We start from the raw sequence: 15,224 nt of genomic DNA on the forward strand, positions 1-15,224 counted from the left end.
CTATGCAACTGAGTTTTTGGGAACAGGAAACATACTTTAACCACCTTGATGTACTCATCATTGGCAGTGGCATTGTAGGGCTGAACGCGGCCCTGCACCTGAAACAACAGCAGCCGCAGCTAAAGGTACTCGTGGCCGAGCGCGGCCTGCTGCCAACCGGGGCCAGCTCCAAAAATGCGGGCTTTGCCTGCTTCGGCAGCCCCTCCGAGCTGCTGGACGACCTGCAGCACCACTCCGAAGAAGAGGTGTTCGGGTTGGTGGATCGCCGCTGGAAAGGCCTGCAGCGCCTGCGCCAGAACCTCGGCGACACGACCCTGGACTACCACCGCTGGGGAGGGTACGAGCTGTTCGAGCCGCAGCAGCAGGAGGTGTACGAGGCCTGCCTGGACCAACTCCCCTACCTGAACAGGCAGCTGCAAAGTTTACTCAACGAGGCGGAAATATTTCAGCGGGCGGATGAGAAAATTGGCCGGTTTGGTTTTAAGGGCGTGCAGCACCTGCTGCTGAGCACAGCCGAAGGCCAGATTGATACCGGCAAGATGATTCTGGCGCTCACGCAGAAAGTACAAAGTATGGGGGTGCTGGTGCTGAACGGGCTGGAGGTGCAGGCGCTGCAGGAGAACTCCCAGGACGTGTTGGCAACCACCGCGCAGGGCATATACCTGAAGGCGCGCGCTGTGCTGGTGGCTACCAACGGCTTTGCCCAAAAACTGCTGCCCCAACTGCAGGTACAGCCTGCCAGGGCGCAGGTGCTCATCACAAAGCCCATCGACAACCTGAAGTTCAAAGGCACTTTCCACTACGACAAAGGCTATTACTACTTCCGAAATATCGGCGACAGGGTGCTCTTTGGCGGTGCCCGCAACCTGGCTTTCGAAGAGGAAACCACCACCGAACTGGGGCTAACAGAGCTGATTCAGCAACGACTAGAAGAGCTGCTGCATAAAGTTATACTTCCGGATACGCCTTTTGAAATAGAGCAGCGCTGGAGCGGCATCATGGGCCTGGGCACTGGTAACGCCAAAACCACACTGATACAGAAGGTAACGGACCGGGTAAGTTGTGCCGTGCGTTTAGGAGGGATGGGCGTGGCTATTGGCTCCCTGATTGGCGAGGAGGGCGCGGAGTTGGTGCTGCAGCAGGTATGAAAGCTTCAAAAACAAACTCCACCCTCTGAACACAATGAGTATATCAAGGAGAGTCGCGAAGACTCTTAATACTTCCCCCTATATTGTCCTTTTAGTTATTTGGGCGCTTGTAACTGCTATCAATGTGAACAAAGCATTTCACATTGATGACGTTTTCCACTTAGAGGCCGCTGAGTGGATTAGGCTCAACCCACTCCGACCAATGTCGGGGACCATCAACTGGTATAATATCAGTGAGCCAATTTTCCACTTCAATCAACCTCCTGGGTACTTTTATTTCGTAGCTATGGTGGGGGCTGTTTTTGGCTTCTCCGAAGTCCCCTTGCACCTGGCACAAGCTGTGATCAGCCTTCTTGCCATTGTCTATTTTTACAAGCTACTATGCCTCTTCCAAAAGGATTTTGCATTGACAGGCACATGCTTTCTGGCTCTCGGACCTGCGTTTTTAGTAAATCAAAACCTAATGATAGATATTCCAATCCTGTGCTTATCTATCATCTTCATTTACCTACTTGTGCAAGCAGATGAAGCAAGAAATATTTACCTGGCTTCTATTATACTTACGTTCGGTCTGCTATTAAAATATTCATTACTGCCCCTCCTGCTGGTACTGCTGTATGCCGTACTTGAAAAGAGGAAGCCCCACTTAATAAAGGCGCTTCTAATCCCTGCGGTTGCGCTGCTTGCCTGGGCAGGTTTAAACTACATGGAGTTTGGCAGTTCGCACATGCTAGGGAGGCCTAGAAATGAAGTTACCCTGAGCCTCATTAGTAATAACTTCATTGCATTCATACTCACAACCGGAGGAGTCGCGCCTTTTTCACTGATGTTTATCAGCGCCTTCCAGAAAGTAGAAAAGAAAAGGATAGTAATAGCGGTAGCTATCGGTATTGCCATATTTGTGGTGGCTGCCTATGTCCTGGTATATGGGCCCGTGGTGAGATCTATTCCCTATAGCCTGTTTTGGACCATATTTGCGTACAACGGTTTACTTGTTATCATCCTGTTTTTCTTTGCTGCAAGAAGAATGGTTCCTGACAGGAAGGCAGTAATAGTGTTTCTGTGGGGATTAGCGATGGGTGCATTTATTCTGATCTATTCACCATTTATGGCAACAAGACACGTGCTCCTGCTTCTTCCCCCGTTTATTATACTTGGTGGGTACGTCTATAGGAATACATTGCCTAAGGCCACTAAAGCATCAATAGGTCTCACCTGCTTTTTGGGTCTAGCACTAGGGATATCCGACTGGGTTTATGCAGATTTTTACAGAAAAGCTGTTCCGATGGCTCTAAAGCACGTGCCTACAAACAGCAAGGTATGGACTACAGGACACTGGGGATGGCAGTGGTACAGCAAAAAGGCTGGCATGCTGTTTTATGAGTACGATGTATCTGATCCTCAAGCGGGAGATTATTTCGTTATTCCTGAAGTCATCGCAAAGCAGAAAGTATCGGATAACATTGTGCTAGAGAAAGAGGAAAGTATAAGCTACTCCCCCACCTTGCTGAACTTCTTCACTACTGCACATTTTGCCAGGTTTTATAACTCTTATTCATACCAACTCCCTTGGTACCTCTCTGTGGCCCCTGTAGACTCAGTAGGAGTGTATCGGGTTTCTGGAGTAGAATAGATTCTCAGAAAAGAAAAGAGGCAAACTGTTCTGTTACAGTTTGCCTCCTCACATAGTATGCTGGCTTTGCCTTACGCGGTTACCCATTTCCTGGAAGTTTGGTGAGACATTGGTGTAATGGAGCGTTTTTGCGCTGCTTCCTGCTCGGCGCGGTAGAAAGCATTATACTCCTCTTCCCCTAGCTCCTCCCGGAGCGCAATGTGAAAAAGCGCCATCTCGGGGAAGTACTTGTACTGCTGCTGGCGCTCCTCCGGGCTACTTCTGTTAAAGTCATAGAAACTCTTCATGGCTGGTACTGGATGATTTTAAGTATTTGGTTAGTAATAAATTAAACAACCATAACATACTCTATCCCCATTGTTTAAGTTTTTGAGATTCCCAATCTTTACTTAACTTCTATCCAAAAACTGGAGGCTTCACTAAAAAAGGCGAGTTGTTTACTTAATTTTTACACGTAACTCCTCAGAAGTGAGACGAACACCGCTACAATTAAATCTTTCCGGCAGCTTTGTTGAGAGGACAAACAATAAGTTATAATCTACACTCGAATAGTACACACACGTCACACTCTTAAATAAAATGAGCCCGACTTGTAGCCGGGCTCATCCATACTTTACAAAAAGGTTTTTAGGTTGATTTTTACTTCAGGCCCAGCACCTCGGTGCCCTGCTCAAACACAATGTCTACGGGTATGTTCGCTTTGGCCAGGCGGTCCAGGTCAGCCTGAAGCTGCGGACTGATTTGTCCCTGCTCATTCAGTAGCGTACCCACACCTGCGTAATCGCCGTTGCCCTGCAGCGTCAGTATCTTCTCCGACAGCTTGTTCATGGCCTCACGCATCTTGTCATAGTTCACGCTGTACTTGCCAGTAGCCTCATCCCGCTCAAAGGCGCCGTTATCTTTAAAGAAATTAAAGCGCACCATGTTTGCCTTGCCATGGGCACTGGCTGCCCCAAACCTAACCGAACGGAAGATACCGGCCAGGAAAGTGGTGTAATACTCCTTCAGGTCACCCTCCACTTCGCCTTTTCCGTGCAGCTGCGTGATCATGTACAGCCCCAGGATATCAGCCTTGCCTTCCTCCAACGCGGAGGCATGCTCTTTCAGGGCCTCGCGCACCGTGCCTTTTTTGTTGATGGTGTTCTTGATGCCCAGTCCGTGCGCCACCTCGTGGAACATGGTGTTGGCAAAGAATGCGTCGAAGGTAACGTACTGCTGCTGATCCTCTGCGATCAGTTCGTCAGCAATCGGCTCCATGATCTTGTCGAACTTGGCTTGCATGGCGTTCTTGAGCTGCAGGCGACGTGTGCCCTTCTTCAACTGCACCTCCTCGTCGTTGGGCAGGTTAATGGCGATGGTCTTGCTTCCCGCATTGCTGTCGCCGGCGTAGTATACCACGTCGTAGGCGTTCAGATCGGAGTCGGTACCGGGGCTTTCGGTTTTATATTGTGCCGCAACAGGCAGGCCACGCTGGAGCTCTGGCAGGAAGGCAGCATACTTGGACAGCCGGTCGCTCCACTCCATATCCTTCACCAGCACGTAGGCCTCGTGGGCAGCCTTATAGCCGAAAAGCTTGTCCTCGTACGTCTCGATCGGGCCGATCACGATGTCCAGCTTATTTGTTTTCATGTCCATCCAGGCCAGGTCGGATGACTGGTAGTTGTCATTCAGCATGGCCTCAGCACGCAGGGTCAGGTATTTTTTCAGGCCGGCGTCCTCGGCCAGGGCAGCAGCCTGCTTCAGCAGGTCCGACACGCGCTGCACCTGTTCCTTAAACTCCACATGATAAGGCACTGTGATCAGCTTCCCCTCCGCATCACGGCGCAGGAGCGTATACTGGCTGGCTTTGTCAGGGAGGTTGGCTTGCTCAAACTCCTCCTTCGTCATATCGGTCGGGTAAAAGTTGGCGCCGTCCGGCTTTGGCCCTACCCCAGGTATAAACGGCTCGTTGTTGTTCAGGCGGTCCCAGGGGCCATAGTTTATCTGCACATACTTGCGGGCAGTCTCGTTGTCCAGCGCGGCCAGCAGCGAATCGCTCTTGCCGTACGCCTCATACCAGAACAGGCCGTTCATGATGTCCGAGGCCTCGATCAGCAGCGGGATCATTTTTTTCTCGTTCTCGCTCAGGTGGCTCAGGTCGGAGGTAAGGCGCACGGTGGTATAGGCGTCCAGCTTCCGCTGCAGTTCGTCTGAGGCAGAAGTTTCGGTTGTTGCCCCGTTAGTTTCGGAGTTATTGCCGCCGCAGCCAAAGGTAGCTGCGGCGATGGCCGAGGCAAAAAGTATGTGGCGTGGTTTCATGAGGTTAGTTTAGGATTAGTTTGATGATGAAGTTAATGTTTTTTGGGTTTACGACAATGCAGGGGTTCTTCTTCGGTTATACTTCCTCAAGCTGTTTACTGATACCGGTTTTACAGCAACTTTGAATGTACCCTATACTTAGCCGATACCTTATACTTTGGTTATACTTTCCTAGCCTCGGCTTTCTGCAACTTGAGGCAAGCTATACTTTCAAACTACAGTTCATCCTCTAGTTCCCACAAGCGTCTCGCTTCATCTCTTGCTTGGTGCCCTCCCAGGCCGGGAGGCCTCGCCTTCGGGCATCGCGCGGTGTTCCCTCCTTGCCTCGCTGCCGCTCAGCATGCCCTTACCGGGCACCGGATCTCACAAGGCGCTCAACCCAAAGGCTGGGATAGGTTCGATAGCCACAGCCTTAGCTTTGCAACAAGTATAAGCTGTCCCCTTGAGGACAAGGGAGAACGGGAGTTCGAAGCTTGCGAGCAAAGCTCAAGAGGGGTGTAATCACCTGCTGGGTTTATACTTGTAGGGACAGGTCGCGACCTGCCCTTACGAGAACAGAAGCTATGAAATCTATACTTCAGCCAAAGTAATAACACACTCCCCTCCTTAGACAAGGAGGGGCCAGGGGTGGTTAGACCCGGCACTGCAATAACTCCCTCCCCTGTTCTTAAGACGTGGCTAGGATTTATATGTGGCCAAGTGTAAATGAATCCACTACCAAAAGAAAAAGGGCAGCAACCAGGTTGCGCCCTTTTCTAAAGTATAAGCAAGTATAAAAACATTCGCTAAAACAGGCCGAACAGCTCGCGCTGGATCTTTTCGATGATAACGCCCAAGTCCTCGGGGTTGGCTACAAAGTCCAGGTTGTTGACGTCTACCACCAGCAGCTTGCCCAGGTCGTAGTTGCCCATCCAGGTGTTGTAGTGCTCGTTCAGGTTGCGGAGGTAATTAATGCTGATGTTGTTCTCGTAGTCGCGGTTGCGCTTCTCTATCTGGCCGATGAGTTTCGGCAAGTCGGCCTTCAGGTAGATCATCAGATCAGGCGCCTTCACCATGCTGATCATCGACTGGAACAGGGCGTAGTAGTTCTCGTAGTCGCGGGTGCTCATCAGGCCCGACTGGTGCAGGTTTTTGGCGAAAATGTGGGCATCCTCGTAGATGGTGCGGTCCTGGATAACATCTTTGCTGGCGGCCTGTATCTGCTGCACCTGGTTAAAGCGGCTGTTCAGGAAATAAACCTGCAGATGGAAGGCCCAACGCTCCATGTCCTCATAAAAATCCTTCAGGTAGGGGTTATTGTCTACTGCCTCCAGGTATAAATCCCAGTTAAAGTGCTGAGCCAACTTAGTGGCCAGCGTGGTTTTGCCGGCGCCAATGTTACCCACTATCGCGATGTGCATGGTAATTCTGTACTTTTAAGTATAAGGGCCACAAAAGTAAGCTATTTTAGCAAAGCTTTATCTACAAGTTGCCCACGGGATTATCAACATTACGAAAACCCTATACATGTTCAAACACCAACCAAGGCTAATGCCCATCGTACATAGTATAGTACCAAACTTAATTTAAGTTATGACAAAGGGACATAATCAGGACAAGAACAAGTCGCAGAAACCTGAGGCGAAGAAGCAAGGAGGCCAGGAAGGCAACCGCAGCATGGGCGACCAGCAGAAAGACAAAAACCAGGGCCGCAACGATAAGCAGGACCAATCTGGTGGCATGAAGGGCAAGAACTCAATTTAGAAACAAACTAACCAGAAACAGGCAGCCCCGGCAGATTATACTTCTGCCGGGGCTGCTGCTTTTTTATACTTTATACTTAGCGGCGCTCTTTTCTACGGTCCTCGTAAGCGTCTTTGGCCTGGCGGCTTTTCTGCAGGGTGGTAAACTCTACCTGCAGGGCCGCAATCTTGATTTTGTCGCCCGCGCTCAGCAGGTCCAGCACGTCTGCTTTGCGGCTGTTGAGCTCGCCCATCACAAACTCGGCGTAAGCCCAGTCGCGCAGGCTCCAGTCCTGGCGGTAGCCGCGGGTATACTCCAGGGCACGGGTAAAGGCATCGCGCAGGTGCACCGGTTTTATTCTGTCAATCGTGGTGGTGCCCGTCATCTCGCGCTCCCAGCGCTCCAGCTCGCGCCCGTCCAGGTTCACCAGCTCGCTCTCGTGGCGCTGCTGCCAGGCAGCATACTGCTCTTTGTAGCCGTTATACTCGCTCCTGGACTGCTCCGACAGCTTTCTTGTATTGCCGTCCAGGCTGTAGGTCAGCTCTTTAAACTCTTTTTTAACGGTGGGCCACTCAGCGGCGATTGTGCTGTCTGCCTGGCTGCTGCGCTGCTTCATCCAGGTGCGCAGGTCGGCCAGGTCGCGCTCCAGCTGCGATTGCGCCTGCACCACGCCTGCCGCTGTTACCGTCAGCAGGATGGTCAGCATCCATGTAAGGGTTCTCTTCATAGTTGTATCAGCTATACTTATAAACTTTAATTAGGCTCATCCGTAAATATTGTGCCAGAATAATATTCTGCCGCCAATTTTATTTCCTCCGGCCAGGAAACAAAATGATAACATCAACCGCTACGGCTTGTTTCATACTTATACAGGCAAACCTCGTTTAAACTTGGTAAGCATCCAAAAAGTAACGCCACAAAGTATGGTTTGGGGACTATTATATGAATAAAAAGGCAAAAGGCAGCTTCCATGAAACCGTTATCTCGATCAGCAACAGCGATGTGCCCACGCTGAGCATGAACGATTTTCCGTTCAAGTCAACCTTGAGCCTGGAGCCGCTGATCACCTATTGGGAGGGCAAGCTGAAAACCGACCCCAAGTGCAACGCCGCCCGAATCCGTGAGCTGATACAAACGCTGCGCAACAGCCAGGCCCTGGCAGGCTCCATCGAGGACGAGGCCGTGATGCAACAGCACCTGGACACGCTGAACGTGCTGATGGGGGAAATTTTCCCGAGCGCCCTGTGGGAGAACGACATCAAGGCCGTTACACCGCCCTTCAGCTTCCACCGCTTCTATGCCACGCCAAAACTCGTGGAGCTGGACCTGCTGACAGGTACTGACCCCTCCAAACGCCTGGCCCTGGACCGCAAAACACTGCTTTACAGGCTTACGCTGCAGGCCTACACCATTATACTTGCCAAGTTCTACAACGCCAACTTTGTAGTAGATGAGCCCTTTGTGTTTACCGTGCACGATAAGTTTACGAACCTGCCGCGCCACTACAAGGTAGACATCGACCTGAAGTTTATGGAGGTGAAGGCCCGTGGGGAGCTCGCACCGCTCAGGGCCCAGCAAATAAACTACCTCATCAACCGCTACCACGACCTGGACCTGTGGATGCAGATGCTTCCGCCTGATAACTTCGAGTTCAGCGGCTTTGCCATCCACGATTTTACCGACGTAACAATGGAGGAAACCATCTCCTCGCTGCGCTACGACCTGCTGGACCGGGACTCCGTGAGCTCCGAAGAGGGCTTTCTGAGCCTGCAGGAGAAGCTGCGCGTGCTCTTTGGCCTGCCCGGCATTCAGCTCGGCTTCGCCTCCTGCCCCGACCTGCGGGAGTTCGACACAGGCTATGCCCGCCGCATCTGGAAAGGCCTCATCCTGACCCACGACTGTGACCTCTCGCTAAAAGATTTGGGCAACTCTATCTATGAGCCCGTGCTGCGCGAGGGCCACACGGTGGTGGTGGAAGACCTGCAGGAGTTGCAGCACACTACCCGCATCGAGCAGCGGCTGCTGGAGCAGAGCATCCGAAACCTCATCATCGCGCCGCTGCAGTACGAGGGTAAAACGCTGGGGCTGATGGAGCTGGCCTCGCCTATTCCCGGTGAGCTGAACGCACTGTCTACTATCAGGCTGAAGGAAATACTGCCGCTGTTCGCGTTGGCCATTAACCGCAGCCTCGACGAGCTACGAAGCAGTATCCAAAGCATCATCAAGGAGAAGTACACGGCCATCCACCCCATTGTGGAGTGGCGCTTTACGCAGGCGGCGATTAACCTGCTCGAGAAGATGGAGCGCAACGACAGTCCCGAGGTGGAGCCCATTATTTTCCGTGATATCTACCCGCTCTACGGCTCATCGGACATCCGGAGCTCTGCTGCCGAGCGCAACAAGGCCATACAAGGCGATATGCTGGAGCAGCTGGTGCTGGCCAAGGAGGTGATACTTACCGTGAAAGATAAAATGCCCCTGCCTATACTTGACGAGCTCATCTTTAAGATCGACAGCCTGTCGCAGGGCATCCTGCACGAGCTGTCTTCCGGCGACGAAGTGGCCATACTGGACTTCCTACGTTCGGAAATAGAGCCCCTCTTCGGCTACTTTGCCAAAAAGGACCCGGCCTCCGTAAAGCCGATTGAGGAATACCGGCTAGCCATCAACAACCCGTACAAGGCTGTTTACAACAAGCGGCGCGCCTACGAGGAGAGCCTGTTTATGATAAACGAAACCATCTCCGGCTTCCTGGACCGTGAGGAGGAGAAGGCACAGCAGATTTTCCCGCACTACTTTGAGAAGTATAAAACCGATGGCGTGGAGTATAATATCTACATAGGCGCCTCGCTGCTTAATACCGGAAGCTTCCAGCCGATATACCTGAAGAACATGCGCCTGTGGCAGCTGATGCTCACCTGCGAGATAGCACGCCGCACCCACAAACTACGCAGCAGCCTAAAGCTCCCGCTGGAGATCACCCAGCTCATCCTGGTGCACTCCGACCCCATCTCGATACGCTACCGGCTCGATGAGAAGAAGTTCGACGTGGACGGGGCCAACAACATCAGCTACGAGATCATCAAAAAGCGCTTGGACAAGGCCACCGTTCGGGGCAGCGCGGAGCGCCTGACCCAGCCGGGCAAGATAGCCATTGTCTACACCCAGCAGGGGGCCGTGCAGGAGTACATGCGCTACATCCACTTCCTGGTAGCCGAGGGCTACATCGAGGAGGAGGTGGAGCAATTGGAGGTAGAGGATCTGCAGGGGGTGCAGGGGCTGAAGGCACTGCGCGTGACCGTGAACCTGATAGAGGAACTGCGCCACAACATAGATGCCGGCGATGAGCTGCTCAGCATTGCCCGCTCGGCCAGCCTTAACTAAAAAAGTGAAGTATAAGATATACCAAATATCATATTATTTAAATTTTTTATATTTTTTACCAGACCACCCTCCTCAACAAAACACCTTGTTTTACAATTACTTAAGTACAACAAATTCCCCCACCCCGCCCATACCACCAGCTATATTTTAGGAACAAGTGCAATTTTTTTAAATTAAATGGCGTTCTCAGTGAGACTTGCGGGAGAAGGCATCCGGTAAGCGTTGTTTCATCATATTTCAACTTTTAGCCCAATGACACTGAGAAACAAATTTATGCCTGCTATGCTGATGTTAGGCGTGGTGGCGTTTAGCTCTTGCGAAAAGCAGGAAAACGAATCAATCCAGCCTACGCTGGAACGGAAGGGAGTTATCACCCACATTATGGCAGACTCTGCCGAGGTTACCTCCTACAATTTTGCAGGCTCTAACCTGAGCCAAATCAACCACTACGACGTGGAAAGCGGCGAGCTGGAAAGTTTTGAGAAGTATGAACGCGACCAGAAAGGCCGTATCCTGAAGAGCAGCTCCTATGCCGCCGGCACCAAGTCGCTGCTTTCGGAGCAGACCTTTACCTACAGCACCTCCGGCGAGCTGAAGAAGAGCACCATGGCCTACTACAACGGCAGCAAGCTGGAGTACACCGCCTACGCCACCTATGATTACGACGCCAACAACAAGCTGGAGAAAAAGTCAGTTTTTGAAGGAAAAGAAGGTGAGGGAGAAGGCAAACTGAAGTCTTACACCACGTATGAGGTGCTGCCCAACGGCAATTACGCCCAGGAGAAGCAGTACGTGATAGACGACAACAAAGAGGCCAAGCTGTTCTCTACCACCACCAACTCCTACGACGGTAACGTGAACCCGTTCCATAACCTAACTGAGCCCGGAACGGCCAGCAGCCCCAATAACCTGACAGCTTCCACCACAGTGGTGCACAACAGCAAGAAAACATACAAGTACAGCTACACTTATACGTACGATGAGCGTGGCTACCCACAAACCCAGACGGTAACGTCGCCAAGCGGCAAGCGTGTAACCTACCAGTACCTGTACAGCCATTAACAACTATTAGCCAAACTTGCAGCAGCGGCCCCTATTACAATAATAAGGGGCCGCTGCTGTTTTATACCTGCCGCTATTTGCTCCTTTTGCGGAAATTCCGGCAACAATGAGTATATTGCTTTACAAAAACAATGCAACACCATGTCTAAAACTAAAATTACAGTAAACAATAACGGGTCGCTGCGCATAGAGGGCGAGGATTTTGAAATAGTAGATAAGGACGGGAACGTATACGGCCTGGGCGGTCGCACGCTGGTATCTATCTGCCGCTGCGGTCTGTCCAAGAACAAGCCTTTTTGCGATGGCTCGCACAAGGGTCATTTTGAGCACAACGCCGAAGCCTTCGACCTTCCTCCCAGAAAAGTATAACCTATAAAGTATGGCAGAGCGCCTGGTTACCATTGCCACGTTTCATGAGCTTACCGAGGCCCACATCCTGAAGGGCCGCCTGGAGGCAGAAGGTATACTTTGCTTTCTGGGGGATGAGCACATTGTGGGGGTGCAGCCCTTTTACTCGGTGGCAGTGGGAGGCGTAAAACTAAAGGTATCGGAAAGCGACGTGATGGAGGCCAAGGCCATCCTGGCGCGCATACAGGAGGGCACCAGCCAGTTTGATTACGACACCATTGAGCTGGCCCCGCCCATGCAGGAGCATGCCCCGGCGCGCACCTGCCCCAACTGCGGCTCCGACAACGTGGCAGAGGAAAAGTATAACAAAACGGTTTTCTCGCTTAGTTACCTGTTGCTGGGTTTTCCGGTGCCTTTCCGCAGCCGTAAGTATAAATGCTACAACTGCGGCCATTTCTGGAAAGCGAAAAAATAAAAAAGGGAGCCTGAGGAGGCTCCCTTTTTTATACTTTAAAGTATAAAACCTGCGTCCTTAGCCCACCAGCTCGTTTACAAACTGCACGTACTCGGCACGGGCCGCTTCCTGGCTTTTGCCCTCTTGCTTTTTCCAGGCATCCCACTTGGCAATGTTTTTAAAGTCGAAGCCGCCCGGGCGCTCGGTGTTCACGTCGCCTTCGGTGGCCTGCTTGTAGAGGGCGTACAGTTTCAGCAGCACGTCGTTGCTGGGACGCTCGGTCAGGGTTTTGGACTTTGCTACTGCGCTTTCAAATTCTTCTTGTGTGGCCATATTTATCAAACTAGTTTGTTTTGTGATGAGGCACAATATACACAAAAGTACTCGGCATGCATAACGTTATCTCCTGTTTTGTTTACGTCTTATTTTACATAAATTGAGGCTCCCATAGCAGTTTCTGCTCCCGGAAAGTATACTACTAAACTAACATCAACCTATGAAATACCTCAAGCCCAAGGCGGCCGCCTCTGCGTCGCTTCTGGTTGCCTGCCTTGTAGCAGGCTCCGGCTGCTCGTCCACTACCACCGACAGCGCCACCACGGCCCAAACCGCCACCGCTGAAAGCACCTTGCCGCAGCCGCCGGTGGCTAAAAAGGTGCCTAAAGAGCTGACCACCCACGGCCATACCCGCATTGACAACTATTACTGGCTCAACCAGCGCGAAGATCCGGAGGTGATTGCCTACCTGAACGCCGAAAACGACTACACCAAGCAGGTGCTGGGCCATACCGAGGAGCTGCAGCAAAAGCTCTATGACGAGATCGTGGGCCGCATCAAGCAGAACGACGAAACGGTGCCTTACAAGGACAACGGCTATTGGTACTTTGTGCGCTACGAGGAAGGCAAGGAGTACCCTATCTATGCCCGCAAGAAAGAAACCAGAGAGGCTAAGGACGAGGTGATGCTCAACGCCAACGAACGCGCTGCGGGCAAAAAATACTACGCTGCCGCTGGCCTGAGCGTGAGCCCGAACAACCAGCTGCTGGCCTTCGGCGAGGACACCGTGAGCCGCCGCCAGTACACCATCCGCTTTAAGAACCTGCAGACCGGCGAGCTGCTGCCCGATGCCATTCCGAACACCACCGGTGGCGCCGTATGGGCCAATGACAACAAGACGGTCTACTATTCGGTGAAGGACCCGGCATTGCGTTCGTTTAAAATTTTCCGCCATACCCTGGGCACGCCCGCCTCGCAGGATAAGGAGGTATTCCACGAGGCCGACGAAACCTTCAGCACCTACGTGTTCAAGACCAAGTCTGATAAGTACATCATCATCGGCAGCCACAGCACCATGGCCCAGGAGTACCGCTACCTGGACGCCAACAACCCTAACGGTGGCTTTAAGGTGATTCAGCCACGGGAGCGCGGCCTGGAGTATAGCGTGGACCACTTCGGCGAAAACTTCTACATTGTAACCAACAAGGATGGCGCGACCAACTTTAAGCTGATGCAGACGCCGGTAACCAAAACAGGCAAGGAGAACTGGAAAGAGGTGATTCCGCACCGTAAGGATGTGCTGCTGGAAGGCATCGAGATTTTCAAGGATTACCTGGCCCTGCAGGAGCGCAAGGATGGCCTCACGCAAATCCGCATCAAAGGCTGGAAAGACGCCAAAACCGATTACTATATCAACTTCGAGGAAGAGGCCTATACCGCCTACATCGGCAACAACCCGGACTTCGACAGCAAGGAGCTGCGCTTTGGTTATACGTCGCTCACTACCCCCTACTCCACTTACGATTACAACATGCAGACGAAGGAGCCCGAGCTGCTGAAGCGTGACGAGGTGGTAGGCGATTTTGACCCGAACAACTACGAAGCCAAGCGCATGTTCGCCACTGCAGACGATGGCACTAAGATTCCGGTGTCGCTGGTTTACCGCAAAGGCCTGACGCTGGACGGCAACAACCCGACGCTGCTTTACGCTTACGGCTCTTACGGCAACAGCATGAACCCAAGCTTCAGCTCCGTGCGCCTGAGCCTGCTGGACCGCGGCTTTGTTTACGCCATTGCCCATATCCGCGGGGGCCAGGAAATGGGCCGCCAATGGTATGAGGATGGAAAAATGCTGAAGAAGAAGAACACCTTCACCGACTTTATCGATGCCTCTGAGTTCCTGATTGAGCAGAAGTACACCAATCCGGACAAGCTGTTTGCCATGGGCGGCAGCGCCGGCGGCCTGCTAATGGGTGCCGTAATCAACATGTGTCCGGAATTGTATAAGGGTGTAATTGCAGCCGTTCCGTTTGTGGACGTGGTAACGACTATGCTCGACACAAGTATACCGCTGACTACCGGTGAGTTTGACGAGTGGGGCAACCCGGCTAACAAGGAGTACTACGACTACATGCTCTCCTACTCGCCTTACGACAACGTAGAGGCCAAGGCATACCCGAACATGCTCGTAACCACCGGCCTCCACGACTCGCAGGTGCAGTACTGGGAGCCTGCCAAGTGGGTTGCCAAGCTGCGCGAGATGAAGACGGATGACAACATGCTGCTGCTGCACACCAACATGGAAGCCGGCCACGGCGGCGCCTCTGGTCGTTTCCAGCGCTACAAAGAGACGGCTCTGCAGTATGCCTTCCTGCTGAACCTGCTGGAGCAGCAGAATCAGTAACGAGGAAGTATAGCTATAATAAAAGAGGGAGGCGGGCTAATTTGCTCGCCTCCCCCTTTTTATACTTACCTCTTCTGTGTAGGGTATTTCTTCCGTGCCATTTTATACTTTGATTATACTTTCCTAGCCACCGTTTCCTTCGACTTGAAACAAGCTATCCTTGCTAGCTCCCGTTCATCCTCCATTGCTGGCGCGGGTTTGCAACCCGCGCCTACCTATGAAGTTGGGTTTGTACCCAACTGGCTCGCAGAGCCATACTTGCCTCGACCATACTTTATACTTTGGCTATACTTTCCTAGCCCCCGCTTCCTTCCATTTGAACCAAGCTATTCTTGCTAGCCTAAGTTCATCCTCTAGTTCCCACAAGCCTATCGTTGCATCTCTGACTTTGGTGCCCTCCCAGGCCGGGAGGCCTCGCCTTCGGGCATCGCGCGGTGTACATTTCCTTTGCTACCCTTCGGTCGCAATGCCCTTGGCGGGCACCGGAAATCTACA

General features: G+C 52.3%; 13 protein-coding genes. 8 read left to right on the forward strand and 5 right to left on the reverse strand.

The window, feature by feature from the left end; genetic code table 11:
* Window positions 1-2 precede the first annotated feature (2 nt).
* Complete coding sequence (locus tag BM040_RS06725; RefSeq protein ID WP_092099744.1) at window positions 3-1,148, forward strand: NAD(P)/FAD-dependent oxidoreductase; 1,146 nt, start codon at window positions 3-5, stop codon at window positions 1,146-1,148.
* 124 nt (window positions 1,149-1,272) lie between these two features.
* Entirely contained in the window at window positions 1,273-2,781 is a 1,509-nt protein-coding gene (locus BM040_RS06730; protein ID WP_175491006.1) for a glycosyltransferase family 39 protein, read from the forward strand.
* A gap of 71 nt (window positions 2,782-2,852) precedes the next feature.
* On the opposite strand, the gene BM040_RS06735 is transcribed toward BM040_RS06730, so the two are convergent.
* The 3 genes from BM040_RS06735 to BM040_RS06745 all read right to left on the reverse strand — a co-directional run bounded on the left by BM040_RS06735 (window position 2,853) and on the right by BM040_RS06745 (window position 6,479).
* Window positions 2,853-3,068: a hypothetical protein gene (locus tag BM040_RS06735; RefSeq protein ID WP_092099746.1), complete on the reverse strand. Its 216-nt coding sequence runs from the start codon at window positions 3,066-3,068 to the stop codon at window positions 2,853-2,855.
* 352 nt (window positions 3,069-3,420) lie between these two features.
* Window positions 3,421-5,079 carry a dipeptidyl-peptidase 3 family protein gene (locus BM040_RS06740; protein ID WP_092099747.1) on the reverse strand — a complete coding sequence of 553 codons (1,659 nt, stop codon included), beginning with the start codon at window positions 5,077-5,079 and terminating at the stop codon, window positions 3,421-3,423.
* Between the two features lie 785 nt (window positions 5,080-5,864).
* Entirely contained in the window at window positions 5,865-6,479 is a 615-nt protein-coding gene (locus tag BM040_RS06745) for a deoxynucleoside kinase (RefSeq protein ID WP_092099748.1), read from the reverse strand.
* Window positions 6,480-6,651: 172 nt separating this feature from the next.
* Here BM040_RS06745 and BM040_RS21695 point away from each other — a divergent pair, with 172 nt between their 5' ends.
* The gene (locus tag BM040_RS21695) at window positions 6,652-6,822 is read left to right on the forward strand and encodes a hypothetical protein (RefSeq protein ID WP_175491007.1); all 171 of its coding nucleotides are present in this window, start codon (window positions 6,652-6,654) and stop codon (window positions 6,820-6,822) included.
* Window positions 6,823-6,898: 76 nt separating this feature from the next.
* Here BM040_RS21695 and BM040_RS06750 read toward each other — a convergent pair whose 3' ends face one another.
* On the reverse strand, window positions 6,899-7,528 hold the full coding sequence (locus tag BM040_RS06750; RefSeq protein ID WP_092099749.1) for a hypothetical protein: 630 nt from the start codon (window positions 7,526-7,528) through the stop codon (window positions 6,899-6,901).
* Between the two features lie 215 nt (window positions 7,529-7,743).
* Here BM040_RS06750 and BM040_RS06755 point away from each other — a divergent pair, with 215 nt between their 5' ends.
* From BM040_RS06755 to BM040_RS06770, 4 genes are all read left to right on the forward strand, one after another.
* Window positions 7,744-10,185 carry a GAF domain-containing protein gene (locus BM040_RS06755; protein ID WP_092099750.1) on the forward strand — a complete coding sequence of 814 codons (2,442 nt, stop codon included), beginning with the start codon at window positions 7,744-7,746 and terminating at the stop codon, window positions 10,183-10,185.
* 252 nt (window positions 10,186-10,437) lie between these two features.
* Window positions 10,438-11,247 carry a hypothetical protein gene (locus BM040_RS06760; protein ID WP_092099751.1) on the forward strand — a complete coding sequence of 270 codons (810 nt, stop codon included), beginning with the start codon at window positions 10,438-10,440 and terminating at the stop codon, window positions 11,245-11,247.
* Between the two features lie 141 nt (window positions 11,248-11,388).
* On the forward strand, window positions 11,389-11,616 hold the full coding sequence (locus tag BM040_RS06765) for a CDGSH iron-sulfur domain-containing protein (protein ID WP_092099752.1): 228 nt from the start codon (window positions 11,389-11,391) through the stop codon (window positions 11,614-11,616).
* A 10-nt stretch (window positions 11,617-11,626) separates the two neighbouring features.
* Window positions 11,627-12,070, forward strand: a complete 444-nt coding sequence (locus BM040_RS06770) for a putative signal transducing protein (RefSeq protein WP_092099753.1) — start codon at window positions 11,627-11,629, stop codon at window positions 12,068-12,070.
* Between the two features lie 57 nt (window positions 12,071-12,127).
* Here BM040_RS06770 and BM040_RS06775 read toward each other — a convergent pair whose 3' ends face one another.
* Window positions 12,128-12,382 (reverse strand): acyl-CoA-binding protein, encoded by a 255-nt coding sequence (locus tag BM040_RS06775; protein ID WP_092099754.1) that lies wholly within the window; start codon window positions 12,380-12,382, stop codon window positions 12,128-12,130.
* 163 nt (window positions 12,383-12,545) lie between these two features.
* Between BM040_RS06775 and BM040_RS06780 the strand changes: the two genes are divergently transcribed.
* Window positions 12,546-14,729, forward strand: coding sequence for a S9 family peptidase (locus BM040_RS06780; protein ID WP_092099755.1), 2,184 nt, complete (start codon window positions 12,546-12,548; stop codon window positions 14,727-14,729).
* The last annotated feature ends 495 nt before the right edge of the window (window positions 14,730-15,224 follow it).

The organism is Pontibacter chinhatensis (assembly GCF_900113285.1).
GTDB classification, from domain to species: domain Bacteria; phylum Bacteroidota; class Bacteroidia; order Cytophagales; family Hymenobacteraceae; genus Pontibacter; species Pontibacter chinhatensis.